This window comes from Pseudomonas sp. BMS12 (genome assembly GCF_001592875.1).
In the GTDB taxonomy this organism is placed as follows: Bacteria; Pseudomonadota; Gammaproteobacteria; order Pseudomonadales; family Pseudomonadaceae; genus Aquipseudomonas.
This window is the reverse complement of record NZ_LSOF01000005.1, coordinates 374,097-401,012: the sequence shown is the minus strand read 5'-3', so window position 1 is coordinate 401,012 and position 26,916 is coordinate 374,097. Positions and strand designations below refer to the sequence as shown.

Genomic DNA, 26,916 nt, shown 5'->3' with positions numbered 1-26,916 from the left:
GCGGGAATAGCTCAGTTGGTAGAGCACGACCTTGCCAAGGTCGGGGTCGCGAGTTCGAGTCTCGTTTCCCGCTCCAAATAAACAAAAACGCCGCTCATCCGAGCGGCGTTTTTGTTTGCGCGCGATTTGTCCCGCAGGAGAGGCCGGGCCTGCTCCTGCGTTACGGGTATTCAGTGCTTGGCGCTGTCCTGGGGCAGGGCAAGCAACTGCTTTTCCTGGTTCCAGTCGAAGGGTTCGTCGTTGGCTTCGGCCTCGTAGCGACGCTCGTCCAGCTGCTGGAACATCTCGATCTCTTCATCCGGCATGAAATGCAGGCAGTCGCCGCCGAAGAACCAGAGCAGGTCGCGCGGCACCAGGTGGGCGATCTGCGGGTAGCGATGGAAAACCTGGCTGATCAGGTCCTGGCCCAAGTACTGGCAGTTCTCCGGATCTTGCGGCAGTTGCACCAGCAGCTCGTCGAAGCGTTCGAGGAACAGGGCGTGGGTGTCGTCCAGCACCTGCTCGGCCTCGCCCAGGGCAACCAGGATGCCGCGCAGGTGAGTGAGCAGGGCGAGGTGGTGGTCGAGGTAGCTGCTGGCCATGACGATGATCCTGAAAGCGAAAACGGGCGCGGGATTATAGAGCCCCACGCCCTCGCTGTCCTCAGCGGACCTTGCCGCGACTGAGCTTGAGGTCCTCCTTGGCGAAGTCGTCGACATCGATCACGGTGCGACGGGCAGCTTCGGCCTGCTGCAACTGCGTCGCTTCTTCCGCGCTGAGCAGGCCGCAGCGAGCGGCGGCCTCTATCGCGGTCTCACCAGGCTGTATCTGCAACTGACCATCGCGTTCGGCCTGGTCCAGCTTGCGCCGCAGCGGTTTGCTGTTGTCCAGCAGTGCGATGGCCTGGCCGAGGGCGGCGACCGGGTCGTGCTCCTGGGTTGGACGGAAGCAGCCATCCAGCAGACTCTCCAGTGCCGGGTCGTTCTGTGGGCGGCCAAGGGTTGCGGCGATCTCGGCATCCAGCTCATCACCTGGGCCGCGGTGGCGGCGGCCGAGGGGAAAGACCAGCAGATACAGCAGGCAGCCCAGCCAGCGGTTGGGGAAGTTGCCGAGAATGCCTTGCAGGGCAGTCTCGGCTTTCTCCAGGCTCTCCTCCATCGCCCAGCGCAGGAGCGGCTGCAGGGCCTCCGGGCTGCCCAGATCGTGGTAGCGCTTGAGTGCGGCGGAGGCCAGGTAGAGGTGGCTGAGCACGTCGCCCAGGCGGGCGGACAAGCGTTCGCGGCGCTTCAGTTCGCCACCCAGCAGCATCATGCTGCAGTCGGCGAGCAGGGCAAAGGCCGCAGCCAGGCGGTTGAGCGCGCGGAAGTAAGGGCGGCTCAGGCTGTCACCGGGTACGTCGCCAAAGCGGTTGAGCGACAGGCCGTGGAGCAGGGTGCCGGCAGCATTGCCGACGGCGAAGCCGACATGCTTGAGCAAGAGTTCGTCGAACTCGATCAGCGCCTGGTCCTTGTCCTCGCGGCCCGCCAGGGCCATTTCGTCGAGGACGAAGGGATGGCAACGGATCGCGCCCTGGCCGAAGATCATCAGGTTGCGCGAGAGGATGTTGGCGCCTTCCACGGTGATCGAGATCGGCGCGCCTTGCCAGGTGCGGCCCAGGTAGTTGCGCGGCCCCATGATGATGCCCTTGCCGCCGTGGATGTCCATGGCGTGACTGATGCATTCGCGACCGCGTTCGGTCAGGTGGTACTTGAGGATGGCCGACAGTACCGAGGGTTTTTCGCCCAGATCCACGGCGCTGGCGGTGAGGCGGCGTGCGGCATCCATCATCCAGGCGTTGCCGCCGATGCGCGCCAGGGCTTCTTGGATACCCTCGAAGGCGGCCAGCGGCACGCCGAACTGTTCGCGCACGCGACAGTACTGGCCGCTGACCAGGCCGGCGAACTTGGCTGCGCCGGTGCCGCCGGCCGGCAGGGAGATGGAGCGGCCAACCGAAAGGCAGTTCATCAGCATCATCCAGCCCTTGCCCAGGTATTCCGGGCCGCCGATCAGGTAATCCAGCGGGATGAATACGTCCTTGCCCGAGTTGGGGCCATTCATGAACGCGGCACCCAGAGGTAGGTGGCGGCGGCCGATTTCCACGCCGGGGGTGTCGGTGGGAATCAGTGCCAGGCTGATGCCGAGGTCTTCTTCCTCGCCTAGCAGGTGCTCCGGGTCATACGCCTTGAAGGCCAGACCGAGCAGGGTGGCGATGGGGCCGAGAGTGATATAGCGCTTCTCCCAGGTCAGGCGCAGGCCGATGACCTCCTCGCCGTTCCACGGGCCCTTGCAGACGATGCCGGTATCCGGCATGGCGCCGGCGTCGGAGCCGGCCAGCGGGCCGGTCAGGGCGAAGCAGGGAATTTCCTCGCCGCCGGCCAGGCGCGGCAGGTAGTGCTGGCGCTGTTCATCGGTGCCGTAGTGCAGTAGCAGTTCGGCTGGGCCGAGGGAGTTGGGCACCATCACGGTGGAGGCGAGGTCGCCGGAGCGGGTGGCGAGCTTCATCACCACCTGGGAGTGAGCGAAGGCGGAGAAACCCTTGCCGCCGTATTCCTTGGGGATGATCAGGCCGAAGAAGCCGTGCTGCTTGATGTGTTTCCAGGCCTTGTCCGGCAGGTCCAGGTGTTGACCGATGTCCCAATCGCTGACCATGGCGCAGAGCTCTTCCACTGGGCCGTCGATAAAGGCCTGCTCCTCGTCGCTGAGCTGGGTTGTGGGGTAGTCGAGCAATACCTGCCAGTCCGGCTTGCCGCTGAAGAGCTGGCCGTCCCACCACACGCTGCCGGCTTCGATGGCTTCGCGTTCGGTGTCGGACATCGGCGGCAGGACTTTCTGGAACCAGGCGAACAGCGGGCCGGTGATCAGCTTGCGGCGCGGCTCGGGCAGTGCGATGGGTAGGGAGACCGCCAGCCAGCCCAGCCAGAGCAGGGTCTTCAGCCAGCCGGGGGCTGGGCCAAACAGGCTGAGCAGTAACAGGTAGGCGGCGACCAGGCCGAGGGCGGGCAGGGCGGCGGTGCGCTTGTAAGCCAGGCAGGCGATGCCGAGCAGCAGAATAAGTAACCAGACAACGAGCATGCACAGTCCTCCATGGGCCAGCCCTGGCGAGAGGGCGGGCTAGCTTGGCCGGATCGTCGTGCCCCTGGCAGGGACAGCCTGGATAGACTGCTGAAAAGCACGGAGCAACCCCATGCAAGCCAATCTACAACCCGGCCGGTTCGTTGATAGTGACCACCCCAGGGTAGTCGAGTTCGCCGAGCGCTGGCGCGGAGCCAGCCGTGATCCGCGTCAGCAGGCGGTGAGCCTGTACTACGCGGTGCGCGACCAGATTCGCTACAACCCCTATGTGTTCAGCCCCGATCCCGAGACGCTCAAGGCCAGCCATGCGCTGGCGGCCGGTGAGTCCTACTGCGTGCCCAAGGCGCTGCTGCTGGCGGCCTGTGCCCGGCATTGCGGGATACCGGCGCGCATCGGCCTGGCGGACGTGCGCAATCACCTGTCTACGCCGCGCCTGTTGGAGATGCTGCGCAGCGAGGTGTTCGCCATGCACGGTTACACCGAGCTGTTTATCGAGGATAAGTGGGTCAAGGCCACGCCGGCGTTCAACCTGGCGCTATGCCGGGTGTTCAAGGTGGCGCCGCTGGAGTTCGACGGGCGCAGCGACAGCGTCTTCCACCCCTTCAACGACGAGGGCGCGCGTTACATGGAGTACCTGGTCGATCATGGCCAGTTCGAGGATCTGCCGCTGGAGCTGTTCTTCACTCACCTGCAGCGTTGTTATCCGCATCTGTTCGAGGCGGGCTCGGCTTTTCTGCGCGGCGATTTGCTGGCCGAAGCGGCAATCATGAAGCGACTCGATAGTTAACATCAGTCGTGAGGGCTTTTTTCCTGGGCCGCAGACAGGCAGGCTACCCTGAAATCAATGGTTGCAATTGTCCCTCGCGGCCCCTATCTAAGCCTTCCCTTCGCTGAGTAGCTATCTCTCATGAGTTCTGCGCTGTCCATCCGGCAACTGACCAAGACCTACGCCAACGGCTTCCAGGCCCTCAAGGGTATCGACCTCGATGTCGCCGAAGGTGATTTCTTCGCCTTGCTCGGCCCCAACGGGGCAGGCAAGTCCACCACCATCGGCATTCTTTCCACCCTGGTGAACAAGAGCGGCGGCAGCGTCCAGGTGTTCGGCCACGATCTCGATCGCGACCCGTCTGGCCTCAAGCGCTGCCTCGGCGTGGTGCCGCAGGAGTTCAACTTCAGCCAGTTCGAGAAGGTCTTCGACATCGTCGTGACCCAGGCCGGCTACTACGGAATCCCGCAGAAGGTGGCGAAGGAGCGTGCCGAGCAGTACCTGACCCAGCTCGGCCTGTGGGACAAGCACAACGAGGCCGCGCGCATGCTCTCCGGTGGCATGAAGCGGCGTCTGATGATCGCCCGCGCGCTGGTGCACGAGCCGCGTTTGCTGATCCTCGACGAGCCCACGGCGGGCGTGGATATCGAGCTGCGCCGTTCGATGTGGGGCTTTCTCACCGAGCTGAACCAGAAGGGCATCACCATCATCCTCACCACGCACTACCTGGAGGAGGCGGAGCAGCTGTGCCGCCATATCGGCATCATCGACCACGGCAGCATCGTCGAGAACACCAGCATGAAGGCGCTGCTCAAGACCCTGCACGTGGAAACCTTCCTGCTCGATCTCAAGGAGTCACTGCTGGTGCCGCCGCAGCTGGTGGGCTACCCGGCAACGCTGGTCGACCATCACACCCTGGAGGTGCAGGTGGAGAAGAGCCTGGGCATTACCGAACTGTTCCGCCAGCTGGCGGCGCAGAACATCGAGGTGCTCAGCCTGCGTAACAAGAGCAACCGTCTCGAGGAGCTGTTCGTGTCCCTGGTCGAGAAGAATCTGGCGAAGAAGGTGGCGCAATGAGCCCGGAACTCAGCTCCAACTGGATCGCCCTGCAGACCATCGTGCGTCGTGAAGTGCGCCGTTTCATGCGCATCTGGGCGCAGACCCTGTTGCCGCCGGCCATCACCATGGCCCTGTACTTCGTCATCTTCGGCCGCCTGATCGGCAGTCAGGTGGGCGGAGTGGGGCAGTACTCCTACATGGAGTTCATCGTGCCTGGGCTGATCATGATGTCGGTGATCACCAACTCCTACAGCAACGTGGTGTCGAGCTTCTTCTCCAGCAAGTTCCAGCGCAACGTCGAGGAGCTGCTGGTTTCGCCGGTGTCGCCGCACACCATCCTCATCGGCTACACCATCGGCGGTGCTCTGCGCGGCCTGGCGGTGGCTTTCATCGTCACCCTGCTGTCGCTGTTTTTCACCCAGCTGCAGGTGCATCACCTGGGCGTGACGGTGCTGGTGATCCTGCTCACCGCGATAACCTTTTCGTTGGGCGGCTTCATCAACGCGGTGTATGCACGCAACTTCGACGACATTTCGATCATCCCGACCTTCGTGCTGACGCCGCTGACCTACCTGGGCGGGGTGTTCTACTCGATCAGCCTGCTGCCCGAGTTCTGGCAGCACGTATCTCTGATCAACCCGATCCTGCACATGGTCAACGCTTTCCGCTACGGCATCCTCGGCGTGTCCGACATCAATATCGGCATCGCGATCGGCATGATGCTGCTGGCCAGCACGGTGCTCTACATCGTCTGTATTCGCCTGTTACAGAGTGGGCGCGGCATGCGCCAGTAATACCGGTCTGGCGCTCGGCAGCGCCAGGCATCGACGCTAGACTCGTGCACTTGAACGGCACGGGGGCGAGTGATGGTGCTCAGGCGCGCAGTACAGCTGATCGCAATGTGGGTGTTGGCCGGCCCCGTGCTGGCCGAGCAGGCCACGCTGGTGGAAGTAACGCAGCCCGAGCGCACCCTGGTGCGCGACGAGCTGGTCACCTTCGGTTCGCTACGTTCCGACGAGTCGACCATGATCCGCCCGGAAGTGGACGGGCGTATCGCCGCCGTGCACTTTCGCGAGGGCCAGGCGGTCAAGGCCGGCGAGCTGCTGGTCAGCCTGGATGACGCCATCGCCCGCGCCGAGCTGGCCCAGGCCCGGGCCAATGTCGATCTGGCGGAAAAGAGCTTCGCGCGCGCCCAGATGCTGTTCAAGCGCGGCGCCAGCAATGCCCAGGCCCTCGACGAAGCCAGCTCGCAGCAGCAGGCCTCCCGTGCGAGCCTGGCCCTGGCCCAGGCGCGCCTGGACAAGACGCAGATTCGTGCGCCCTACGATGGCACGCTCGGCCTGCGCCTGGTCAGCGTCGGCGATTACCTGAGTGCCGGTGACGATATCGTCAACCTGGAAGTGCTCGACCCGCTCAAGCTGGATTTTCGTGTGCCGCAGAAGGCGGTCAGCCAGGTGCGCGTCGGCCAGGCCGTGGAGCTGTCGCTGGATGCCTACGGCGGCGAGCGTTTCCCCGGGCGGATCAGCGCCCTCAACCCGCGCCTGGACGACGTCGGGCGCAGCCAGGCCATTCGCGCTGAGGTGGGCAATGCCGACCTGCGCCTCAAGCCCGGTCAGTTCGTCAAGGTCTCGGTGATCCTCGCCGAACGGCCTCATGCCCTGCTGATCCCGGAGGAGGCGGTGATGCCGATGGGGCAACTGCTGTTCGTCAACCTGGTGGTGGATGGCAAGGTCGAGCGCCGGCAGATCCGCATCGGTCAGCGCCTGCGCGGCAAGGCCGAGGTGGTGGAGGGGCTCGATGGCAGCGAGACGCTGATCAGCGCCGGCTGGCAGAAGGTCAGCCCCGGACACGAGGTACGCACCGTCCAGCGCGGTGAGGGCGCATGAGCCTGTCCGAGATCTGCATCCGCCGGCCGGTGTTCGCCACCGTGCTGTCGCTGATCATCGTGCTGCTCGGCCTCATGGCCTACCAGCGTCTGGCGGTGCGCGAGTATCCGAACATCGACGTGCCCATCGTCACGGTCAACATCACTTACCCGGGGGCGAGCCCGGAGATCATGGAGTCCCAGGTCGCCCAGCCTGTCGAGGACGTGCTGTCCGGCATCGAGGGCCTGGATTTCGTCAGCTCCATCAGTCGCTCGGAAAACACCCAGATCACCGCCCAGTTTCGCCTCGGCAGCAACTCCGACGAGGCGGCCAACGATGTGCGCGACCGCCTCGGCCGTGTGCGTGCGCTGCTGCCGGAGGAGATCGATGAGCCGCTGGTGCAGAAGGTCGAGGCCGACGCCCAGCCGGTGGTCTGGCTGGCCTTCTACAGCGAGCGCTTCTCCGCCATGGAGATCACCGACGTGATCGAGCGGCGGGTGCAGGATCGCCTGCAGACCATTCCCGGTGTTTCCGAGGTCCAGGTGCGCGGCGCGCGCAGCTATGCCATGCGCATCTGGCTCGATCCGGAGAAGCTGGCCGCCCACGATCTCACCGTGCAGGACGTGGAGGAGGCCCTGCGCCGGCAGAACGTGGAGATTCCCGCCGGGCGCATCGAGTCGGTGCAGCGCGAGTTCAGTGTGCTGTCGGAAACCGACCTGAAGACCCCGGATGAATTCAACCGGCTGATCCTCGACGACTCGCGCGGTTACCTGCTGCGGCTGTCCGACGTCGGCCACGCGGAAATTGGCGCCGCCGACGAACGCACCCTGGTGCGCTTCAACGGGCGCTCGGCGGTGGCGGTGGGCATGGTCAAGCAGGCCACGGCCAACCCGCTGGATATTTCCGATGGGCTCGAACAGGCCTTGCCGGATATCCGTGCGCTGCTGCCCGAGGGCATGCAGATGGCGGTGGCCAACGACAACTCGCTGTTTATCCGTGAGTCGATCAGCAACGTCTACACCACTATCTGGGAGGCGGTGCTGCTGGTCATCCTGATCATCTTCCTGTTCCTGCGTTCACTGCGCGCCACGCTGATTCCGCTGGTGACCATCCCTGTGTCGCTGATCGGCGCCTGTGCGCTGATGGCTCTGATGGGTTTCACCCTCAATACCCTGACGTTGCTGGCCATGGTCCTGGCCATCGGCCTGGTGGTGGACGATGCCATCGTCATGCTGGAGAACATCCACCGGCATATCGAGCGGGGCATGCAGCCGTTGCAGGCGGCCTTCGTCGGCAGTCGCGAGATCGCCTTAGCGGTGATCGCCATGACCCTGACCCTGGCTGCGGTCTACGCACCGATCGGCTTCATGCAGGGCACCACTGGCAAGCTGTTTACCGAGTTCGCCTGGACCCTGGCCGGCGCCGTGCTGGTCTCCGGCTTCGTCGCCCTGACGCTTTCGCCGATGATGTGCGGCCATCTGCTCAAGGCTCATGTGCCGCAGGACAGGCACAGCCGCTTGTACAACCTGATCGAGCGAGGCCTCGACGGCGTGACCCGCAACTACCAGCGCCTGTTGCAGCAGGTCCTGCGCGCCTGGTGGCTGGTGCTGGCGTTGCTGCTGGGCATCCTGCTGTTGTGCGCCTGGCTGTTTGGCAGCCTGCACAGCGAGCTGGCGCCGACCGAGGACACCGGCACCATAGTCGGCTCGATCAACGGCCCGGATGGCGCCACCCTGGGCTACACCAGTCACTATGCCAGGCAGCTGGAAGCCGCCTACGCGGCGGTGCCGGAGACCAATCGCTACATGGTCATCATCGGTTTCCCCACGGTGGCCCAGGGCCTGTCGTTCATGAAACTGGAACCCTGGAACGAGCGTTCACGCAGCCAGTTCGAGATTCGCGACGAACTGCTGCCCAGGCTGCGTGACATACCCGGCGTGCGTGCCTTCCCGATCAACCGACCGCCGCTGGGGCAGAGTGCGCGCAACCAGCCGGTCAACTTCGTCATCCGCTCCTCGCTGGAGTACGCCGAGCTGCAGCCCTATGTCGATCAGCTGCTGGCCGAGGCGCGCGGTTACCCTGGGTTGGAGAGCCTGGACAGCGACCTCAAACTCAACACGCCGCAGCTCAAGGTCACGGTCAACCGCGAGCAGGCGGTGGCGGTGGGCACCGACGTGGCCACCATCGGCCGCAGCATGGAAAGCCTGTTCGGCAGCCGTCAGGTCACGCGCTTCAAGCAGAATGGCGAACAGTACGACGTGCTGGTGCAGCTGGCCGATGTCGACCGCAGCAATCCGGACGATCTCAACCGCGTCTATGTGCGCGGGCGTAACGACAACATGGTGCAGCTCTCCAACCTGATCGAGGTGCGCGAAACCGTGGCACCGCGCGAGCTCAACCACTTCAACCAGCTGCGCGCGGTGACGGTCACGGCCAACGTCGGTTCCGGCTACACCCTGGGCGAGGCGCTGGATCACCTGGAGACGCGGGCGCGGGCAATCTTCCCGGCGGACACCCTGTTCGACTACACCGGCACCTCGCGCGACTTCAAGGACTCCAGCAGCGGCGTGGCATTGATCTTCGTGCTGGCCCTAGTGTTCATCTACCTGGTGCTGGCGGCGCAGTTCGAGAGCTTCCTCGACCCGTTGATCATCCTGTTCAGCGTGCCGTTGTCGATGGCCGGTGCCTTGCTGGCGCTCAAGCTGTTTGGCGGCACCCTGAACATCTACTCGCAGGTGGGTTTGGTGACGCTGATCGGGTTGATCACCAAGCACGGCATTCTCATCGTCGAGTTCGCCAATCACCTGCTGCGTGAGGGCCGCGTACTGCACGATGCCGTGCTGGAGGCAGCGGTGCAGCGTCTGCGACCGATCCTGATGACCACCGGGGCCATGGTGCTCGGTTCGCTGCCACTGGCCATCGCCACGGGCGCCGGCGCCGAGAGTCGCCAGCAGATCGGCATGGTCATCGTCGGCGGCCTGTTGGTCGGCACTTTCTTCACCCTGTTCGTGGTGCCGACGTTGTACAGCCTGCTGCGCCGCTGGCGACCAATACGGGTGGAGCAAGGGCAGGCAAGCCCGCTCTGAAGTGCTTGCCTTGTCACTATGGCAAGGTTTTAGGCTGGAAACCCTTGTCACGGATCAAGAAGGTATTCCATGCGCAATCTCGTTCTCTGCGGTCTGCTTTGTACGCTGAGCCTGTCGGTACAGGCGGACGCCGGTCATGATTCCCACGGTGCTGCTGCAGGGCATGGCGCCAGTCCGTTCGGTCAGCCAGCCGAGGCGGCAAAGGCGACGCGCACGGTCGAGATCGTGCTCGGCGACATGTACTACCGTCCGGCGTCCCTCGAGGTTCAGGCCGGGGAGACAGTGCGTTTCGTGCTGAAGAATGAGGGCAAGCTGTTGCATGAGTTCAGCCTGGGGAATGCAACCTCCCATGCCGAACACCAGCAACAGATGCTGGCCATGCAGCAAATGGGGCACAGCATGCAGCATGAGGATGCCTCAACTGCTTCGGTTCGACCTGGCGAGCAGGCCGAGCTGACCTGGACATTCACCCAGGCCGGGGAGCTGCAGTTTGCCTGCAATATTCCCGGGCATTACCAGGCCGGCATGGTGGGGCGGTTGCAGGTACGACCGAACTCCTGAAGCGCTGTGGCGGGCGTATAATGCCCGCCGATTTCCGCTTTCCAGGCCCTCGCCATGCACCATCCCGCCGAACACTCGCCGCTGGGCAAGTCCAGTGAGTACGTCTCGCAGTACGCCCCCGAGCTGCTGTTCCCCATCTCGCGCACCACCAAGTGGGCCGAGTTGGGGCTGAGCGCCAGCACCTTGCCGTACCAGGGCGTGGACTTCTGGAACTGCTATGAGCTGTCCTGGCTGACCCCCAGTGGTAAACCGGTGGTGGCCATCGGCGAGTTCGCCATCCCGGCCGATTCGCCGAACATCATCGAGTCCAAGTCGTTCAAGCTCTACCTCAATTCGCTGAACCAGACGGCCTACGCCAGTCGGACGGAAGTCGAGGCGGTGCTGGCCAAGGACCTTTCCGCCTGCGCCGGGGCGCCGGTCCTGGTGCGTGTCCGGGGCCTGGACGAAGTGGCTGCCGAGGGCGTGGCGCAGCTGCCGGGGCGCTGCGTCGATGATCTTGAGATCGCCGTGAATGACTATGCCCATCCGCGTCCCGAGCTGCTGCGCCGTGACGACGAGGTGGTGGAGGAGGTGCTCTACAGCCATCTGCTCAAGTCCAACTGCCCGGTCACCGGCCAGCCGGACTGGGGCTCGCTGGTGGTCGACTACCGCGGCCCACGCCTGGATGCGGCCAGCCTGCTGGCCTATGTAGTGAGCTTCCGTCAGCACCAAGACTTCCATGAGCAGTGCGTGGAGCGGGTCTTCCTCGATCTGCAGCGGCTATTGCAACCGGAGCGCCTGACCGTCTACGCGCGCTATGTGCGTCGTGGCGGGCTGGATATCAACCCTTACCGCAGCACCGAGGCCATCGCCCCGGACAACCGCCGCCTGGTGCGTCAGTAATGAAAAAGCCCGCGAATGCGGGCTTTTTTCTGCGCGGGCGAATCAGATGCCCATATTCGCCAGGCTCTGCAGGATATTGCGCAGGGTGCCGGTCAGGGTGGGGTGCTGGCTTTCGAAGCTTTCTACCGCCAGGTTGACGCCATCTACGAGGCTGGCGTCCGGATCACCGGCCAGTTCCCTGGCCAGCTTCAGGTCAATCTGCTGCATGAGTTCGAGTAGCGCGGCGCGGTCCTCGGTATCCAGTGGCGTGTCGCCGGAAAGCTCCTCGCTCAATTGCTGGAGGTGTTGCTGCAGGCGTGCGGGCATGGGTGTCTCCTTCTGCGAATGACTGAGCATGGACCTCGGTGTGTGGGACGAGGTTCGCTGTGTCCTGCTTGAAGGTTACTCCAGGCGGCGGCGATCTGCCTGATCCAGGGCAACGAAGGGTTCAGGGTTTCTCACCTTTGTGGCGGCGCACGGCCAGATCCTGTAGGCAGGCCGGTAGCTCTCCGGGGTGGTCGATCACCGAGTGGGCGCCGAGGCGATAGAGGTCGAGCGTGGCCTGGGCACGCAGGCTTTCCCGCTCCTGGTTGCCGAGCGCCTGCCAGTCGCCCAGGGCCAGGCCGCAAAGTGGGCCGCAGGTGGCCAGGCCTATGCACCAGACGCCCGCATTCAGGCCCGCCTGAAGCAGGCGTGGATCGCTGGCGATCAGTACGCAGCCGTGCAGGCTTGTCACCTTCAGCTCGCTCAGGGCCTGCCAGATGGCATCCGGCGCCGGCCATGGGCGAGCGCCATTCATGTGGCTGCCGTGCACGCCAGCTGGCAACGCCGCGGCAAGGCGCTGGGCGACGCCGTCAGGGAGTTCATCCAGCCAGGCGCAGGGCATGGCCTGCTCGTGCAGCTCATGGAGCAACAAGGGGACGGCGGGCAGGGCTTCGGCACATTCGTCGGCGCTGGCCAGCAGGGCCGGCAGCAGGCTAGGGTGCGCCAGGTCTGCAGGGCGTGCCGACAGTCCGCTGTGTTGTTGAGCTATCGCCAGGGTGCGGGCGCCATGGTCGACCAGACAACCGGTCAGGCCGAACAGCAGGGCGTTGAAGGTGGGCGCAGACATGGCGGGCTCGCTTCCCGGAGTGAGGCGGGCAGGGTAGCGAGCGCGGATGACGATTACATGACGACTACAGGTCAGGCACCCATCACCTGGCGCAGATGCTCGGGTACGGGAACCGGGGTGTTGTTGGCATGGTCGATCCAGACCAGTTTGCAATGGCCCTCTCCGTAGCAGATGGAGGGGCTTTCCAATGTGCTCAGGCGATGCTCGACCACCAGGCTGCTGCGGCCTACGGCGCCGGCATACAGCTCGACCACCACGGTGGCCGGATGGACCACGGGTTTCAGGTAGGTGTGCAGGGTTTGCAGCACGACCGGGCCCTGGGCCACGTGATCGATATCGATGCCGATACTGGAAAACCACTCGACTCGCGCTTCCTGGACGTACTCCAGGTAGATCGTGTTGTTGACGTGGCCGTAGTTATCCATGTCGCTCCAGCGAACCGGGATATGGGCGGTATGGAGGAGGCGTTGTTCCGACATGCTGGCATTCACTACTGCTGCTTATAAGGGCGACGACGTTTATACTGCGCGGCATAGGTTGGCCGCGGGCCGCCACACTACTGATGCCAAGGAGAGACTGCAAATGCCAATGATAGGTACGCGCTGGAGCGATCGCCTGACACGTCTGTGCGCATGCGCCGTGCTGGCGGTATTGCCGCTGGCGGCCAATGCTGAAGATGACCCCTGGGAGTCCTTCAACCGCCCGGTGTTCACGTTCAACGATACGCTCGACACATACGCCCTGAAGCCCGTAGCCAAGGGCTATCAGGCAGTGACGCCGCAGATTGTCGAAGACGGCGTGCACAACGTGTTCAACAACATCGGCGACGTGGGCAATCTGGCCAATAACCTGTTGCAGGGCAAACTCCACGACGCGGGCGTCGATACCGGACGCCTGCTGTTCAACACGACCTTTGGTCTGCTCGGGTTCTTCGATGTGGCCAGCCACATGGGGCTGCAGCGCAATGACGAGGACTTCGGCCAGACGCTTGGCGCCTGGGGCGTGGGCAGCGGCCCATATCTGGTGATTCCGTTCCTCGGCCCGAGCACCTTGCGTGATGCCCCAGCCAAGATTCCTGACAGCTTCCTGGAACCCTATCCCTACATCGACCACGTGCCGACCCGCAACGTGACCCGTGCGGTGGATGTGGTCGATACACGCGCCAGCCTGCTGTCGGCCGAGAAGATGATCAGCGGCGACAAGTACATTTTCATCCGCAACGCCTATCTGCAGAACCGCGAGTTCCGCGTCAAGGACGGCGAAGTGGTGGACGACTTCTGAGGTCATCCACTGGATGTAGAAAAGGCGGCCTAGGCCGCCTTTTTTGTTTCAACTCATGGACAGTATGGCGAGTCCTATGGAGCTCCGTCCGTCGTCCATTGCACTGATTCGCACCACTTCCGCTTCGGCTTCGAGCCCTTTCAGTTCAGTGTGCTCGGAAGGGATCAGCACTTTTACTCGGTCACCCATGGCTACCTGGCAGTTGGCTTCCAGTTGCATGCCTGTGCTGGAGAGGTCCAGGCACTGGGCCTGAATTTCCTGGCCGGCATGCTGCAGGATGACTGGGGCTTCCAGTCGCATGCGGATAAAGTCGCGTTTCTCGCTGTAGGCATGATCGTTCTGGCTCATGGACCCTTCCTCTTGTTTTTTGGGCACTCCCCGGGGGTCTTATAACCCCCGTCGATTTGAGGTGTAAAGGCGGCTGGCGACAATCGGCAGCGGCTTGAATCACCCTGCGGATGGGAGTACCGTCTGCGCCTTGAATCGTCCGAGCACAGATGTCCCTTCCTGGCTCGGTGCGCTAATTGTCAATCTCTCTCCGGCGTCGTTTGCCTGGATGGCCCATGCACAATCCCAGCGCCAAGCTGCTGATAATCGACGATGACGAGGTAGTGCGGGCGAGTCTCGCGGCTTACCTTGAAGACAGTGGTTTCCAGGTTCTGCAGGCCGAGAACGGGTTGCAGGGGCTGGAGGTTTTCGAGCGTGAACAGCCCGATCTGGTTATCTGCGATCTGCGCATGCCGCAGGTGGATGGCCTGGAGCTGATCCGCCGCATCAACAAACTGACCAGTGAAATGCCGGTGATAGTGGTTTCCGGCGCAGGCGTCATGAGTGATGCGGTCGAGGCCCTGCGGCTGGGCGCGGCCGATTATCTGATCAAACCCCTGGAAGATCTCGCGGTACTCGAACACTCAGTGCGGCGCGCGCTTGATCGCTATCAGCTGCGCCTGGAGAACCAGCGCTATCGCGAGAAGCTGGAAGCGGCCAACCGCGAGTTGCAGGCCAGCCTGCACTTGTTGCAGGAAGACCAGAACGCCGGTCGTCAGGTGCAGATGAACATGCTGCCGGTGACGCCCTGGCGGACGGATGATCTGGAGTTCACCCACCAGATCATTCCTTCGCTGTATCTCTCCGGGGATTTCGTCGATTACTTCCGGGTGGACGAGCATCGAGTGGCTTTCTACCTGGCCGATGTCTCAGGCCATGGCGCTTCCTCGGCCTTCGTCACCGTACTGCTCAAGTTCATGACGACGCGCCTGCTCTACGAGTGGCGGCGCAACGGCACGCTGCCGGAGTTCAAGCCGTCCGACGTTCTCGGCCATATCAACCGCGGCCTGATCAACTGCAAGCTGGGCAAGCATGTAACCATGCTCGGCGGGGTAATCGACGAGCAGAGCGGTCAGCTGACCTACAGCATTGGTGGGCACCTGCCGCTGCCGGTGCTGTTCGTCGAAGGCGAGGCCAGTTATCTAGAGGGGCGCGGCTTGCCGGTAGGGCTGTTCGAGGAGGCTGCATATAGTGATCTGGTCATGCCACTGCCGCAGTCCTTCAGCCTGACCCTGATGTCCGATGGCATTCTGGATCTTTTGCCGGGCGACACGCTCAAAGAAAAGGAGGCCACGCTGCCGAAGTTGGTCAGCCAGGCCGGAGGCACGCTCGACGGGCTGCGGCAGGTGCTCGGGCTGGCCAATCTGCACGATATGCCGGATGATATCGCCTTGCTGGTGTTGAGCAGGAACCTTGCATGAATCCTGGGAATAGCCCCGGTAGAATCCAGTTTGCCGAGCAGGATGGAACCTTCGTCCTGAAGTTTGTCGGCGAAGTCCGTCTGACCTTGTGTTCGGCACTGGATTCGACAATCGAGAAAATCTTCACGGCGCTGAATTTTTCGGCAATCGTCATTGATCTGACGGAAACCCGCAGCATCGATAGCACGACCCTTGGCCTGCTGGCCAAACTCTCCATTCTGTCCCGGCAAAAGATCGGCCTGTTGCCCACCGTGGTTACTACCCACGAGGACATCACGCGGCTGCTGCAGTCCATGGGCTTCGACCAGGTGTTCAACATCGTCGACCGCCCTGTGCCCTGTCCGGAGTGCCTGAGTGATCTGCCATCCCAGGACCAGTCCGAGGAGGTGGTCAAGGCCAAAGTGCTGGAGGCGCACCGCATTCTCATGGGGCTCAACGACTCCAATCGCGAGGCCTTTCATGATCTGGTGAGTGCGCTGGAACGCAGTTGAGCCTCTGCAAAATACGAAAAAGGGCGATTTCCGCAGGGAGATCGCCCTTTTTCGTGGTGTCCGGGAGGATTAGCGGCGTGCGGCGAGCAGCGCTTCCAGCTTCTCCTGATCGTGGGCAAACAGACGGATGCCCTCGGCCAGCTTCTCGGTGGCCATGGCGTCTTCGTTCATGGCCCAGCGGAAGCCTTTTTCATCCATTGGCTGGCGGCTCTCGCTGGTTCCGGCGTTGAGGGTGCGCGGCAGGTGGCCTTGGTCGTCGGCCAGTTGTTGCAGCAGTTCGGGGCTGATGGTCAGGCGGTCACAACCGGCCAGCTGTTCGATCTGGCCCAGATTACGGAAGCTCGCACCCATTACCACGGTGTCATAGCCATTGGCCTTGTAGTACTGGTAGATGCGCGAGACGGACTTCACGCCTGGGTCCTCTGCCCCTACGAAGTCACGACCCTCGGCCTTCTTGTACCAGTCATAGATGCGCCCAACGAAGGGCGATATCAGGAATACGTCGGCATCGGCGCAGGCCACGGCCTGGGCGAAGGAAAACAGCAGGGTCAGGTTGGTCTGGATGCCGGCCTTTTCCAGCTGTTCGGCGGCGCGTATGCCCTCCCAGGTCGAGGCGATCTTGATCAGCACCCGTTCGCGGCCGATGCCGGCCTGATCGTACAGTTCGATGATGCGCTCGGCGCGGCCCAGGGTAGCGGAGGTATCGAAGGACAGGCGGGCGTCCACTTCGGTGGAGATACGCCCCGGAATGACCTTTAGGATCTCCTGGCCAACGGCCACGCCGAAGCGGTCGCAGGCCAGTCCCAGATCGCCGCCGCAGCCAGCCACTGCCTGATCCAGTAGCTCGGCATAGCGTGGTAATGCGGCGGCCTTGAGCAGCAGGGAAGGGTTGGTGGTGGCATCTACCGGTTTGAGGCGGCTGATGGCATCCAGATCACCGGTATCGGCAACCACGGTAGTGAATTGTTTGAGTTGATCCAGCTTGGAAGTCATGACTAAACCCTGTCGTGGCGTATGGGCATGACCTTACCCGAGCAGTCGAGGCCGCTCAACGGCCTGGCGTGGGCTTTTCAGCGATCCCCCAGGAGTTCGATGGCCTGATCGAGCAGTTTCAGTGGTTCCTGGGTCTTGTGTACGTCGACCGAGAGCAGCTGGCGAAAGCGTCGAGCGCCGGGGAAGCCCTGTGCCAGGCCCAGCACATGGCGGGTGATGTGGTGCATGGCGCCGCCCTCGGCGAGGTGGCGCTCGATGTAAGGGCGCATGCGTGCCAGGGTCTCTGCGCGGCTGATGGTCGGAGCCTCTTGGCCGAACAGCTGCTGGTCTACCTGAGCCAGCAGGTAGGGGTTGTGGTAGGCCTCGCGACCCAGCATGACGCCGTCGAAAGTCTGCAGGTGCTGTTGGCACTCTTCCAGGGTCTTGATGCCGCCGTTGAGGACGATCTCCAGTTCCGGGAAGTCTTGCTTGAGCTGTGCGGCGACTTCGTAGCGCAGCGGAGGCACTTCGCGGTTTTCCTTGGGCGACAGGCCTTCGAGGATGGCAATGCGCGCATGCACGGTGAAGCTGGTGCAGCCGGCCTCGCGTACCGTGCCGACGAACTCGCACAGCTCTGCATAGCTGTCACGACCGTTGATGCCGATGCGGTGTTTGACCGTGACCGGAATACTGACTGCGTCCTGCATGGCTTTGACGCAATCGGCGACCAGTTGCGGGTGACCCATCAGGCAGGCGCCGATCATGTTGTTCTGCACCCGGTCGCTGGGGCAGCCGACATTGAGGTTCACCTCGTCGTAGCCATGTGCCTCTGCTAGCTGGGCACAGGCGGCAAGATCGGCTGGGTTGCTGCCTCCCAGCTGAAGGGCAATGGGGTGTTCGCACTCGTCATAGCGCAGAAAGCGCTGCCTATCGCCATGCAAAATGGCGCCGGTGGTGACCATTTCGGTGTACAGCAGGGCCTGGCTGGACAGCAGGCGCAGGAAGTAGCGGCAGTGGCGGTCTGTCCAATCCATCATCGGTGCCACAGAAAAGCGGCGCGAAGGTGGGGAAAGGTTTTGTTTGGAGGTGGGGTGCTGGGGCATGGGGAATCGAAGACTGCAAGACGAATGTCCTGAGCATTTTACCCCACTCGGTGGATGTGCCTGCTATACCATCAATTGAGGGGATGACTTGGTGCCGTGCCGTCCCCTAATGGATCGTTCAGGGAGTGCATGGTATGCAAAGTAAATACTGGTTGGCGTTGTTGGTGCTGGGCTGCAGCGTGCAGGTGGGGGCGACCAGTTTCGTGGTCACCACCGATGCAATGGTCAATACGGTGGAAGGTACTACCGATGTCACCTCGTCCAGCTTCGGTGACGACAAGGTGGTCCGGGAGGCCAGAGATGATGCGGCGAGTTTCGTGGCCAGCCAGGGCGCGATTCGTGGCGCACATCTGGAGGCGGCGCTGCTGCACATTCGCGGCAAACTGCCTGAGCTGCAGGCAGATGACATGCAGCTGGCTCAGGCCATACTGGCAATCTGAGTTTTTACCCCCAAACAAGAACGGCGCCCAAGGGCGCCGTTCTTGTTTGTACTTGGTGTTACACGCCCAGTTTGTCGCGCAGGCTGTAGTACCAGGCACCCATGGCGCTGAAGGGGACCTGGAACAGGCGGCCGCCGGGGAAGGGGTAGTGCGGCAGGCTGGCAAAGGCGTCGAAGCGCTCTGCCTGGCCGCGCAGTGTCTCGGCCAGGAGCTTGCCGGCGAGGTGGGTGTAGGTCACACCGTGGCCACTGCAGCCCTGCGAGTAGTAGATGTTGTCGCCGAGACGGCCGACTTGCGGCAGGCGCGACAGGGTCAGCAGGAAGTTGCCGGTCCAGGCGAAGTCGATCTTCACGTCTTTCAGTTGGGGGAAGGTCTTGAGCATCTTCGGGCGAATGATCGCCTCGATATTCGCCGGGTCGCGAGCGCCGTAGACCACGCCGCCGCCGAAGATCAGGCGCTTGTCGCCGGAAAGGCGGTAGTAGTCGAGCAGGTAGTTACAGTCTTCGACACAGTAGTCCTGTGGCAGCAGGCTCTTGGCCAGTTCGTCGGACAGCGGTTCGGTGGTGACCACCTGGGTGCCGCAGGGCATCGATTTGGCGGACAGTTCGGGTAGCAGGTTGCCTAGATAGGCGTTGCCAGCGACTACCACGAATTTGGCCTTAACTCGGCCTTCAGGGGTGTGCACCACCGGATTGGCGCCACGCTCGACGCGGATCGCCGGGCTCTGTTCGTGGATGATGCCGCCCAGCGATTCGACTGCGGCTGCCTCACCCAGGGCCAGGTTGAGCGGGTGAATATGGCCGCCGCTCATGTCCAGCATGCCGCCGACATAGGTGTCGGTATCCACTACTTCGCGGATGCGCTTCTCATCCAGCAATTCCAGCTGGGTGTGGCCGTAGCGCTCCCACAGCTTCTTCTGCGATTCCAGGTGCTTCATGTGCTTTGGGGTGTTGGCGGCGAATACACCACCATCCTTTAGGGCGCACTGGATGTCGTACTTGGCGATGCGCTCACGAATGATGCGGCCGCCCTCAAAAGCCATCTGGCCGAGCAACTGCGCATGCTTCGGGCCAACAGTGCGCTCAATCACATCGATATCGCGACTATAGCTGTTGACGATCTGGCCGCCGTTGCGGCCGGAAGCGCCGAAGCCAACCTTGGCTGCTTCAACGATAGTGACCTTGAAACCGTTCTCCAGCAGGAAGAGTGCAGTGGAGAGGCCGGTATAGCCGGCGCCGATGATGCAGACATCGGTCTCGGTCTCACCCTGCAGGGCCGGGCGCTGCGGTACCGGGTTGGCCGAGGCGGCATAGTAGGACTGGGGGTATGGAGTGTGCGCCATATTTGAACCTATGTTCTTTATTTTTTACGAAGTGAGTGGATGCTACCCGAGAGATTCATGGGCGGCTAGCCTCTGTGCAAAATTTTAAACGTCCCGCTGTGCGGCAAAAAATCCACTTTTTCAGAGGGTTAGCGGAAAAAGGTGTTGACACCTCAGGGAATCTCCCTAAAATGCGCCTCCATTGCAGGCACATAGCTCAGTTGGTTAGAGCACCACCTTGACATGGTGGGGGTCGTTGGTTCGAGTCCAATTGTGCCTACCAAATCCGAAAGGGGTCGTTCATACGACCCCTTTTTTTATTGGCTGCTTGCCAGAGAATAGGCTTTCTGGAAGCATCCGCGATTCTGTATACCTCCAGTGATTGTGGTTCGCCCCGGTTTGTCGCAAGACTCCTGCCATCGTTTGGCAGGTATGCCGCCGGATCGCTTCCTGGCTCATCCCAACCCACGTGACCTTTGGTAGGGGTCACCACTAGGAGAGGAGGCGCCATGCCCATCATTACTCTTCCCGACGGCAGTCAGCGTTCGTTCGATCATCCCGTATCCGTGCTCAAGGTCGCCCAGTCCATTGGTGCCGGCCTGGCCAAGGCTACCTTGGCTGGCAAGGTCAACGGCAAGCAGGTCGATGCCTGCGATCTGATCGAGGCTGATGCAACTCTGCAGATCATCACGCCGAAGGATGAGGAGGGGCTGGAAATCATTCGCCACTCCTGTGCGCACCTGGTTGGCCATGCGGTCAAGCAGCTGTACCCGGACGCCAAGATGGTTATCGGGCCGGTCATCGAAGAAGGTTTCTACTACGACATCGCCATCGGTCGGCCTTTCACGCCGGAAGATATGACGGCCATCGAGAAGCGCATGGTCGAGCTGATCGACAAGGACTACGACGTCATCAAGAAGATGACTCCGCGTGCCGAAGTCATTGAGCTGTTCCAGTCCCGCGGCGAGGAATACAAGCTGCGTCTGATCGAGGATATGCCGGATGAGCAGGCCATGGGCCTGTACTTCCACGAAGAATACGTCGACATGTGCCGTGGCCCGCACGTGCCGAACACGCGCTTCCTCAAGTCCTTCAAGCTGACCAAGATCTCTGGTGCCTACTGGCGCGGCGACTCGAAGAACGAGCAGCTGCAGCGCATCTACGGCACCGCCTGGGCGGACAAGAAGCAGTTGGCTGCCTATATCCAGCGCATCGAGGAGGCCGAGAAGCGCGACCATCGCCGCATCGGCAAGCAGCTGGATTTGTTCCATCTGCAGGAAGAGGCGCCTGGGATGGTGTTTTGGCATCCGAGCGGCTGGACCGTCTATCAGGTGCTCGAGCAGTACATGCGCCAGGTGCAGCGCGAGCATGGTTACGTCGAAGTGCGTACGCCGCAGGTGGTCGATCGTATTCTCTGGGAGCGCTCAGGGCACTGGTCCAACTACGCCGAGAATATGTTCACCACCAATTCGGAGAATCGCGATTACGCGGTGAAGCCGATGAACTGCCCGTGCCATGTGCAGATCTTCAATCAGGGCTTGAAGTCATACCGCGACCTGCCGCTGCGCATGGCTGAGTTTGGTGCCTGCCACCGCAATGAGCCTTCTGGTGCGCTGCACGGCATCATGCGGGTTCGTGGCTTCACTCAGGATGATGCGCACATCTTTTGTACTGAGGATCAGGTGAAGAAGGAGGCTGCCGACTTCATCAAGCTGACTCTGCAAGTGTACGCGGACTTCGGTTTCTCCGATATTTCGATGAAACTGTCCACTCGTCCGGTCAAGCGTGTCGGTTCCGACGAGCTGTGGGATCGCGCCGAGACGGCACTGGCTGATGCGCTGAACGAGTCTGGTCTTGAGTGGGAGTATCAGCCGGGTGAGGGTGCTTTCTACGGGCCGAAGATCGAATTCACTCTGAAGGATTGCCTGGGGCGTAACTGGCAGTGCGGCACTCTGCAGTACGATCCGAACCTGCCAGAGCGGCTGGATGCCAGCTATATCGCCGAAGATAACAACCGTAAGCGCCCGGTGATGCTACATCGAGCCATCCTCGGTTCCTTCGAGCGCTTCATTGGTATGTTGATCGAGCACTATGCCGGTGCGTTCCCGTCCTGGTTGGCGCCAGCTCAGGCGGTGGTGATGAATATCACTGACAAGCAGGCCGATTTTGCTCTGGAAGTGGAGAAAACTCTCAACCAAAGCGGGTTCCGTGCCAAGTCCGACTTGAGAAACGAAAAGATCGGCTTTAAAATCCGCGAGCATACTTTGCTCAAGGTTCCCTATCTCCTGGTTATTGGCGACAGGGAAGTTGAGACACGATCCGTTGCTGTGCGTACTCGCGAAGGTGTCGACCTGGGCTCCATGCCTCTGGAACAATTCGTCGAACAGCTCAAGCAAGCGGTTTCCCGGCGTGGTCGCCAAGATTCGGAGTAATCATTATTAAGCGTGAAATGAGACAGGATAAGCGGGCTGTACCTAAGCCACCGATCAATGAGAACATCTCCGCCCGCGAAGTCCGCCTGATTGGTGCGGATGGTGAGCAGATTGGTATCGTTTCGATTGATGAGGCGCTGCGTGTGGCCGACGAGGCCAAGCTTGATCTGGTCGAGATCTCGGCCGATGCAGCCCCGCCAGTTTGCCGGATCATGGACTACGGCAAGCACCTGTTCGAGAAGAAGAAGCAAGCTGCGATTGCCAAGAAGAACCAGCATCAGCAGCAGATTAAAGAAATCAAGTTTCGTCCAGGGACGGAAGAAGGGGATTACCAGGTAAAGCTACGCAACCTGGTACGTTTCCTTGAAGATGGGGACAAGGCCAAGGTATCTCTGAGATTCCGCGGTCGTGAGATGGCCCACCAGGAACTGGGCATGGAGCTGTTGAAGCGGGTCGAAGCCGACCTCGCCGAACTCGGCACCGTTGAACAGCATCCCAAGCTGGAAGGACGCCAGCTGATGATGGTCATCGCTCCCAAGAAGCGTAAATAACCTCCCGGGCACTGGCAGGCCTGATGGTTATCAGTTGTTAATGAATGCGGAGTACCAAACATGCCAAAGATGAAAACCAAAAGCGGCGCGGCCAAGCGTTTCCTGAAAACCGCGGCCGGCTACAAGCACAAGCACGCTTTCAAGAGCCACATCCTGACCAAGATGTCCACCAAGCGTAAGCGTCAACTTCGCGGTAGCGAACTGATGCATCCGTCGGACAAAGCAAAAGTCGAGCGCATGCTGCGCGTTCGTTAATTCGGTCAAGATATTTTAGAGGTAGTTACTCATGGCTCGTGTTAAGCGTGGCGTTATCGCTCGTGCTCGTCATAAAAAAATCCTGAAACTCGCCAAAGGCTACTACGGCGCGCGTTCGCGCGTGTTCCGCGTTGCCAAGCAGGCTGTGATCAAGGCAGGCCAGTACGCCTACCGTGACCGCCGTCAGCGTAAGCGTCAGTTCCGCGCTCTGTGGATCGCTCGTATCAACGCCGGTGCCCGTCAGAATGGTCTGTCCTACAGCCGTCTGATCGCTGGTCTGAAGAAAGCGACCATCGAAATCGATCGTAAGGTTCTGGCCGATCTGGCAGTGAACGAAAAAGCGGCGTTTGCTGCGATTGTCGAGAAAGCTAAGGCCGTTCTGGCTTAAGTCCCCCGACAATCACCGGGCTTGCTCGGTGGCAACGTCAAAGATAGGGGAAGAGCCTTCAAGCTCTTCCCCTATTTCGTATCTGGAGTCCGTACATGGAAAACCTGGATGCATTGGTCTCGCAAGCGCTAGAGGCCGTGCAAAATACCGTAGACGTGAACACCCTGGAGCAGCTCCGGGTGCAATACCTTGGCAAGAAGGGTGAACTGACCGCCCTGATGCAGACCCTCGGCAAACTCTCCGCCGAAGAGCGTCCGCAGGCCGGCGCCCTGATCAATGCCGCCAAGAACCAGGTTCAGGATGCTTTGAGTGCCCGCAAATCCGTGCTTGAGCAGGCCTTGCTCGCCGAGAAGCTGGCTTCCGAGCGTATCGATGTGACCCTGCCGGGCCGCGGTCAGACCACTGGTGGTCTGCACCCGGTGACCCGCACGCTGGAGCGTGTCGAGCAGTTCTTTACCCATATCGGCTACAACGTGGCCGAGGGTCCGGAAGTCGAAGACGACTACCATAACTTCGAAGCCCTCAATATCCCCGGCCACCACCCGGCGCGGGCGATGCACGACACCTTCTATTTCAACGCGAACATGCTGCTGCGCACTCACACCTCGCCGGTACAGGTGCGCACCATGGAATCGCAGCAGCCGCCGATTCGTATTGTTTGCCCCGGCCGCGTCTATCGCTGCGACTCCGATATCACCCACTCGCCGATGTTCCACCAAGTCGAAGGCCTGCTGGTTGACGAAGACATCAGCTTCGCGGACCTCAAGGGCACCATCGAGGAATTCCTGCGCGTGTTCTTCGAGAAGCCGCTAGGTGTGCGCTTCCGTCCGTCGTTCTTCCCCTTCACTGAACCCTCGGCTGAAGTCGACATGCAATGCGTGATGTGCTCCGGCAAGGGCTGTCGCGTATGCAAGCAGACCGGCTGGCTGGAAGTGATGGGCTGCGGCATGGTCCACCCGAACGTGCTGCGAATGTCCGGCATCGATCCGGAGAAATACCAGGGCTTCGCCTTCGGTATGGGGGTCGAGCGCCTCGCTATGCTGCGCTACGGCGTCAACGACTTGCGCCTGTTCTTCGATAACGACCTACGGTTCCTGGCGCAATTCCGCTAGGCCGCATGACCCGTATCGAATTCGCTTAAGGAGAACAGACAGCATGAAATTCAGTGAACAGTGGCTGCGCAGTTGGGTAAATCCGGCGGTATCGCGTGACGAACTGGTAGCCCGCCTGTCCATGGTTGGCCTCGAGGTGGACGCCGTGATCCCGGTCGCCGGCCAGTTCAGCGGCGTGGTGGTAGGCGAGATCCTCAGCGCCGAACAACACCCGGACGCCGACAAGCTGCGCGTGTGCCAGGTCAGCAACGGCAGCGCCACCTTCCAGGTGGTCTGCGGCGCGCCAAATGCCCGCGCCGGCATCAAGATTCCCTTCGCCATGATCGGCGCCGAGTTGCCGGGCGACTTCAAGATCAAGCAGGCCAAGCTGCGCGGTGTGGAGTCCCAGGGCATGCTCTGCTCGGCCTCCGAGCTGCAGATCAGCGACGACAACAGTGGCCTGATGGAGCTGGCGGCGGACGCCCCGGCCGGCCAGGACATCCGCGCTTACCTGGGCCTGGATGATGCCAGCATCGAGATTGGCCTGACTCCCAACCGTGGCGACTGCCTGTCGCTGGCCGGCCTGGCTCGTGAAGTGGGTGCCATCTACGGCACGCCGGTATCGGTGGTGTCGGTCGCGCCGGTTGCTGCAGTCCATGACGAAGTGCGCCCGGTCGAAGTGCTGGCGCCCAAGGCCTGTCCGCGCTACTTGGGTCGTGTCATCCGCAACGTCGACCTGTCCAAGCCGACTCCGCTGTGGATGGTCGAGCGCCTACGCCGCTCCGACATCCGCAGCATCGATGCCGCAGTCGACATCACCAACTACGTGATGCTCGAGCTCGGTCAGCCGATGCACGCCTTCGACCTCGCCGAGATCAACGGCGGCATCCGCGTGCGCATGGCGGAAGAGGGTGAGAAGCTGGTTTTGCTGGACGGCCAGGAAGTCAGCCTGCGCGCCGACACCCTGGTGATCGCCGACCACAACCGCGCCCTGGCCATCGCTGGCGTGATGGGCGGCGAGCACAGCGGCGTCAGCGGCAAGACCCGCGACCTGTTCCTCGAAAGCGCCTTCTTCGACACCATCTCGGTGGCTGGCAAGGCCCGTTCCTATGGCCTGCACACTGATTCCTCGCATCGCTTCGAGCGCGGCGTCGACTCGCAGCTGGCGCGCAGTGCCATGGAGCGTGCCACTGCGCTGCTGTTGGAGATCGTCGGCGGCGAAGCCGGCTCGATCATCGAGGTGGCGAGCGCCGCTGACCTGCCGAATGTCGCGCCGATCACTCTGCGTGCCGAACGCATCAGTCAGATGCTGAGCATGGATATGGACGGTGCCGAGGTCGAGCGCCTGCTCGTCGCGCTGGGTCTGGGCGTGACCGCCCAAGGCTCCGGCCAGTGGCAGGTCAGCGTGCCTAGCCACCGCTTCGACATCAGCCTGGAAGTGGATCTGATCGAAGAGCTGGGTCGCCTGTACGGCTACAACCGCCTGCCGGTGCGCTACCCGCAGGCCCGCCTGGCGCCGCAGGCCAAGGCCGAGGCCCGTGCCGAGCTGCCAGCCCTGCGTCGCCTGTTGGTTGCTCGCGGCTACCAGGAAGCCATCACCTACAGCTTCATCGACCCCAAGCTGTTCGAACTGTTTAACCCGGGCGTGGCGCCGCTGCAGCTGGCGAACCCGATTTCCGCTGACATGGCCGCGATGCGTTCTTCGCTATGGCCGGGCCTGGTCAAGGCGCTCGAGCACAACCTCAATCGCCAACAGTCGCGTGTGCGCTTGTTCGAGAGCGGCCTGCGCTTCGTCGGCCAGCTCGAAGGCTTGAAGCAGGAGGCCATGCTGGCTGGCGTGATCAGCGGCAGTCGCCTGCCGGAAGGCTGGGCTAACGGCCGGGAGAGCGTGGACTTCTACGACCTCAAGGCTGATGTCGAAGCGCTGCTGGGTTATGCCGGCGCCGCCGATGACTTCAGCTTCGTGCCGGGCGAGCATCCGGCCCTGCATCCGGGCCAGACCGCACGCGTTGAGCGGAAAGGGCGGCTGGTTGGTTTCATGGGGGCGCTGCACCCGGAGCTGGCCAAGACCCTCGGGTTAAGTCAGCCGGTATTCCTGTTCGAACTGGTGCTGGCGGAAGTGGCCGTTGGGCGTATGCCACTCTTCAGCGAACTGTCGCGCTTCCCTGAGGTGCGTCGCGACCTGGCGCTACTGGCCGATCGCGAACAGCCGGCGGAAGCGCTCCTCACCGCCATCCGCGAGGCAGCGGGCGAGTGGCTTACCGACCTCAAGCTATTTGACGTCTATCACGGTAAAGGTATTGATCCGCATAGAAAAAGCCTGGCTGTCGGCTTGACCTGGCAACATCCATCGCGCACTCTTAATGACGATGAGGTGAATACAACTACGCAAAACATCATCACCTCGCTGGAAGAAAGGTTCAACGCCACGTTAAGGAAGTAGC

At 62.1% G+C, this 26,916-nt stretch carries 26 protein-coding genes and 2 tRNA genes; 19 read left to right on the top strand and 9 right to left on the bottom strand.

Annotated features, from left to right (window positions below; genetic code table 11):
* A tRNA-Gly gene (locus AYB31_RS05290) sits at nt 1-76 on the top strand.
* Between the two features lie 94 nt (nt 77-170).
* On the opposite strand, the gene AYB31_RS05285 is transcribed toward AYB31_RS05290, so the two are convergent.
* Nucleotides 171-581, bottom strand: a complete 411-nt coding sequence (locus AYB31_RS05285) for a PA2817 family protein (RefSeq protein ID WP_068826492.1) — start codon at nt 579-581, stop codon at nt 171-173.
* A 61-nt stretch (nt 582-642) separates the two neighbouring features.
* Nucleotides 643-3,090, bottom strand: a complete 2,448-nt coding sequence (locus AYB31_RS05280) for an acyl-CoA dehydrogenase (RefSeq protein WP_068826490.1) — start codon at nt 3,088-3,090, stop codon at nt 643-645.
* A gap of 112 nt (nt 3,091-3,202) precedes the next feature.
* On the opposite strand from AYB31_RS05280, the gene AYB31_RS05275 reads away from it, so the two are divergent.
* From AYB31_RS05275 to queF, 7 genes are all read left to right on the top strand, one after another.
* A complete protein-coding gene (locus AYB31_RS05275; RefSeq protein ID WP_068826488.1) occupies nt 3,203-3,877 on the top strand; it encodes a transglutaminase-like domain-containing protein in 675 nt (224 codons plus the stop codon).
* Nucleotides 3,878-3,997: 120 nt separating this feature from the next.
* A complete protein-coding gene (locus tag AYB31_RS05270) occupies nt 3,998-4,933 on the top strand; it encodes an ABC transporter ATP-binding protein (protein ID WP_068826486.1) in 936 nt (311 codons plus the stop codon).
* A complete protein-coding gene (locus tag AYB31_RS05265; RefSeq protein ID WP_068826484.1) occupies nt 4,930-5,709 on the top strand; it encodes an ABC transporter permease in 780 nt (259 codons plus the stop codon). The genes AYB31_RS05270 and AYB31_RS05265 overlap by 4 nt, the downstream gene beginning before the upstream one ends.
* A gap of 105 nt (nt 5,710-5,814) precedes the next feature.
* Nucleotides 5,815-6,801, top strand: coding sequence for an efflux RND transporter periplasmic adaptor subunit (locus AYB31_RS05260; RefSeq protein ID WP_236715504.1), 987 nt, complete (start codon nt 5,815-5,817; stop codon nt 6,799-6,801).
* Nucleotides 6,798-9,866 (top strand): efflux RND transporter permease subunit, encoded by a 3,069-nt coding sequence (locus tag AYB31_RS05255; protein WP_068826480.1) that lies wholly within the window; start codon nt 6,798-6,800, stop codon nt 9,864-9,866. Before AYB31_RS05260 ends, AYB31_RS05255 begins: the two co-directional genes overlap by 4 nt.
* 69 nt (nt 9,867-9,935) lie before the next feature.
* Complete coding sequence (locus tag AYB31_RS05250) at nt 9,936-10,427, top strand: cupredoxin domain-containing protein (protein ID WP_068826477.1); 492 nt, start codon at nt 9,936-9,938, stop codon at nt 10,425-10,427.
* Between the two features lie 54 nt (nt 10,428-10,481).
* Nucleotides 10,482-11,309: an NADPH-dependent 7-cyano-7-deazaguanine reductase QueF gene (gene queF / locus AYB31_RS05245; protein WP_068826475.1), complete on the top strand. Its 828-nt coding sequence runs from the start codon at nt 10,482-10,484 to the stop codon at nt 11,307-11,309.
* Nucleotides 11,310-11,351: 42 nt separating this feature from the next.
* Here queF and AYB31_RS05240 read toward each other — a convergent pair whose 3' ends face one another.
* From AYB31_RS05240 to AYB31_RS05230, 3 genes are all read right to left on the bottom strand, one after another.
* Entirely contained in the window at nt 11,352-11,615 is a 264-nt protein-coding gene (locus AYB31_RS05240; protein ID WP_068826473.1) for a DUF4404 family protein, read from the bottom strand.
* A 121-nt stretch (nt 11,616-11,736) separates the two neighbouring features.
* Nucleotides 11,737-12,399 (bottom strand): hypothetical protein, encoded by a 663-nt coding sequence (locus tag AYB31_RS05235; RefSeq protein ID WP_068826471.1) that lies wholly within the window; start codon nt 12,397-12,399, stop codon nt 11,737-11,739.
* 71 nt (nt 12,400-12,470) lie between these two features.
* Entirely contained in the window at nt 12,471-12,878 is a 408-nt protein-coding gene (locus AYB31_RS05230) for an acyl-CoA thioesterase (protein WP_068826821.1), read from the bottom strand.
* A 103-nt stretch (nt 12,879-12,981) separates the two neighbouring features.
* On the opposite strand from AYB31_RS05230, the gene AYB31_RS05225 reads away from it, so the two are divergent.
* Complete coding sequence (locus AYB31_RS05225) at nt 12,982-13,680, top strand: MlaA family lipoprotein (RefSeq protein ID WP_068826469.1); 699 nt, start codon at nt 12,982-12,984, stop codon at nt 13,678-13,680.
* Nucleotides 13,681-13,728: 48 nt separating this feature from the next.
* On the opposite strand, the gene AYB31_RS05220 is transcribed toward AYB31_RS05225, so the two are convergent.
* Nucleotides 13,729-14,028: a PilZ domain-containing protein gene (locus tag AYB31_RS05220; protein ID WP_068826467.1), complete on the bottom strand. Its 300-nt coding sequence runs from the start codon at nt 14,026-14,028 to the stop codon at nt 13,729-13,731.
* A 215-nt stretch (nt 14,029-14,243) separates the two neighbouring features.
* On the opposite strand from AYB31_RS05220, the gene rssB reads away from it, so the two are divergent.
* Together rssB and rssC are read left to right on the top strand one after the other, a co-directional pair.
* Complete coding sequence (rssB, locus tag AYB31_RS05215; RefSeq protein ID WP_068826465.1) at nt 14,244-15,428, top strand: two-component system response regulator RssB; 1,185 nt, start codon at nt 14,244-14,246, stop codon at nt 15,426-15,428.
* Entirely contained in the window at nt 15,425-15,919 is a 495-nt protein-coding gene (gene rssC, locus AYB31_RS05210; protein WP_068826463.1) for an anti-sigma factor antagonist RssC, read from the top strand. Before rssB ends, rssC begins: the two co-directional genes overlap by 4 nt.
* Nucleotides 15,920-15,988: 69 nt before the next feature.
* Here the strand turns inward: rssC and tal are convergent, their stop codons facing one another.
* On the bottom strand, nt 15,989-16,912 hold the full coding sequence (tal, locus tag AYB31_RS05205; RefSeq protein ID WP_068826461.1) for a transaldolase: 924 nt from the start codon (nt 16,910-16,912) through the stop codon (nt 15,989-15,991).
* A 77-nt stretch (nt 16,913-16,989) separates the two neighbouring features.
* Entirely contained in the window at nt 16,990-17,994 is a 1,005-nt protein-coding gene (dusA, locus tag AYB31_RS05200; RefSeq protein ID WP_082805201.1) for a tRNA dihydrouridine(20/20a) synthase DusA, read from the bottom strand.
* 134 nt (nt 17,995-18,128) lie between these two features.
* Here dusA and AYB31_RS05195 point away from each other — a divergent pair, with 134 nt between their 5' ends.
* Nucleotides 18,129-18,434, top strand: a complete 306-nt coding sequence (locus AYB31_RS05195) for a DUF2388 domain-containing protein (RefSeq protein WP_068826446.1) — start codon at nt 18,129-18,131, stop codon at nt 18,432-18,434.
* A gap of 58 nt (nt 18,435-18,492) precedes the next feature.
* Here the strand turns inward: AYB31_RS05195 and AYB31_RS05190 are convergent, their stop codons facing one another.
* The gene (locus AYB31_RS05190; protein ID WP_068826444.1) at nt 18,493-19,776 is read right to left on the bottom strand and encodes an NAD(P)/FAD-dependent oxidoreductase; all 1,284 of its coding nucleotides are present in this window, start codon (nt 19,774-19,776) and stop codon (nt 18,493-18,495) included.
* 185 nt (nt 19,777-19,961) lie between these two features.
* Between AYB31_RS05190 and AYB31_RS05185 the strand changes: the two genes are divergently transcribed.
* From AYB31_RS05185 to pheT, 7 genes are all read left to right on the top strand, one after another.
* Nucleotides 19,962-20,038 (top strand) — tRNA-Val (locus tag AYB31_RS05185).
* A gap of 226 nt (nt 20,039-20,264) precedes the next feature.
* On the top strand, nt 20,265-22,187 hold the full coding sequence (gene thrS / locus AYB31_RS05180) for a threonine--tRNA ligase (protein WP_068826443.1): 1,923 nt from the start codon (nt 20,265-20,267) through the stop codon (nt 22,185-22,187).
* Nucleotides 22,187-22,738 carry a translation initiation factor IF-3 gene (infC, locus tag AYB31_RS05175; protein WP_177332279.1) on the top strand — a complete coding sequence of 184 codons (552 nt, stop codon included), beginning with the start codon at nt 22,187-22,189 and terminating at the stop codon, nt 22,736-22,738. Before thrS ends, infC begins: the two co-directional genes overlap by 1 nt.
* Nucleotides 22,739-22,798: 60 nt before the next feature.
* Nucleotides 22,799-22,993 carry a 50S ribosomal protein L35 gene (rpmI, locus tag AYB31_RS05170; protein ID WP_021701550.1) on the top strand — a complete coding sequence of 65 codons (195 nt, stop codon included), beginning with the start codon at nt 22,799-22,801 and terminating at the stop codon, nt 22,991-22,993.
* Nucleotides 22,994-23,024: 31 nt separating this feature from the next.
* On the top strand, nt 23,025-23,381 hold the full coding sequence (gene rplT, locus AYB31_RS05165) for a 50S ribosomal protein L20 (protein WP_068826439.1): 357 nt from the start codon (nt 23,025-23,027) through the stop codon (nt 23,379-23,381).
* A 95-nt stretch (nt 23,382-23,476) separates the two neighbouring features.
* Nucleotides 23,477-24,493, top strand: a complete 1,017-nt coding sequence (gene pheS / locus AYB31_RS05160) for a phenylalanine--tRNA ligase subunit alpha (protein WP_068826437.1) — start codon at nt 23,477-23,479, stop codon at nt 24,491-24,493.
* A 43-nt stretch (nt 24,494-24,536) separates the two neighbouring features.
* Complete coding sequence (pheT, locus tag AYB31_RS05155; protein WP_068826435.1) at nt 24,537-26,915, top strand: phenylalanine--tRNA ligase subunit beta; 2,379 nt, start codon at nt 24,537-24,539, stop codon at nt 26,913-26,915.
* Nucleotide 26,916: the final 1 nt, after the last annotated feature.

Coding starts and splice junctions, on each gene's coding strand:
- rssB (WP_068826465.1), top strand. CDS start 14,244: ATGCACAATCCCAGCGCCAAGCTGCTGATAATCGACGATGACGAGGTA.
- pheS (WP_068826437.1), top strand. CDS start 23,477: ATGGAAAACCTGGATGCATTGGTCTCGCAAGCGCTAGAGGCCGTGCAA.
- AYB31_RS05250 (WP_068826477.1), top strand. CDS start 9,936: ATGCGCAATCTCGTTCTCTGCGGTCTGCTTTGTACGCTGAGCCTGTCG.
- AYB31_RS05225 (WP_068826469.1), top strand. CDS start 12,982: ATGCCAATGATAGGTACGCGCTGGAGCGATCGCCTGACACGTCTGTGC.
- pheT (WP_068826435.1), top strand. CDS start 24,537: ATGAAATTCAGTGAACAGTGGCTGCGCAGTTGGGTAAATCCGGCGGTA.
- AYB31_RS05190 (WP_068826444.1), bottom strand. CDS start 19,776: ATGGCGCACACTCCATACCCCCAGTCCTACTATGCCGCCTCGGCCAAC.
- AYB31_RS05280 (WP_068826490.1), bottom strand. CDS start 3,090: ATGCTCGTTGTCTGGTTACTTATTCTGCTGCTCGGCATCGCCTGCCTG.
- AYB31_RS05230 (WP_068826821.1), bottom strand. CDS start 12,878: ATGTCGGAACAACGCCTCCTCCATACCGCCCATATCCCGGTTCGCTGG.
- rssC (WP_068826463.1), top strand. CDS start 15,425: ATGAATCCTGGGAATAGCCCCGGTAGAATCCAGTTTGCCGAGCAGGAT.
- rplT (WP_068826439.1), top strand. CDS start 23,025: ATGGCTCGTGTTAAGCGTGGCGTTATCGCTCGTGCTCGTCATAAAAAA.
- AYB31_RS05275 (WP_068826488.1), top strand. CDS start 3,203: ATGCAAGCCAATCTACAACCCGGCCGGTTCGTTGATAGTGACCACCCC.
- AYB31_RS05235 (WP_068826471.1), bottom strand. CDS start 12,399: ATGTCTGCGCCCACCTTCAACGCCCTGCTGTTCGGCCTGACCGGTTGT.
- thrS (WP_068826443.1), top strand. CDS start 20,265: ATGCCCATCATTACTCTTCCCGACGGCAGTCAGCGTTCGTTCGATCAT.
- AYB31_RS05240 (WP_068826473.1), bottom strand. CDS start 11,615: ATGCCCGCACGCCTGCAGCAACACCTCCAGCAATTGAGCGAGGAGCTT.
- AYB31_RS05265 (WP_068826484.1), top strand. CDS start 4,930: ATGAGCCCGGAACTCAGCTCCAACTGGATCGCCCTGCAGACCATCGTG.
- AYB31_RS05285 (WP_068826492.1), bottom strand. CDS start 581: ATGGCCAGCAGCTACCTCGACCACCACCTCGCCCTGCTCACTCACCTG.
- dusA (WP_082805201.1), bottom strand. CDS start 17,994: ATGCCCCAGCACCCCACCTCCAAACAAAACCTTTCCCCACCTTCGCGC.
- AYB31_RS05195 (WP_068826446.1), top strand. CDS start 18,129: ATGCAAAGTAAATACTGGTTGGCGTTGTTGGTGCTGGGCTGCAGCGTG.
- AYB31_RS05220 (WP_068826467.1), bottom strand. CDS start 14,028: ATGAGCCAGAACGATCATGCCTACAGCGAGAAACGCGACTTTATCCGC.
- rpmI (WP_021701550.1), top strand. CDS start 22,799: ATGCCAAAGATGAAAACCAAAAGCGGCGCGGCCAAGCGTTTCCTGAAA.
- AYB31_RS05255 (WP_068826480.1), top strand. CDS start 6,798: ATGAGCCTGTCCGAGATCTGCATCCGCCGGCCGGTGTTCGCCACCGTG.
- AYB31_RS05260 (WP_236715504.1), top strand. CDS start 5,815: ATGTGGGTGTTGGCCGGCCCCGTGCTGGCCGAGCAGGCCACGCTGGTG.
- AYB31_RS05270 (WP_068826486.1), top strand. CDS start 3,998: ATGAGTTCTGCGCTGTCCATCCGGCAACTGACCAAGACCTACGCCAAC.
- tal (WP_068826461.1), bottom strand. CDS start 16,912: ATGACTTCCAAGCTGGATCAACTCAAACAATTCACTACCGTGGTTGCC.
- queF (WP_068826475.1), top strand. CDS start 10,482: ATGCACCATCCCGCCGAACACTCGCCGCTGGGCAAGTCCAGTGAGTAC.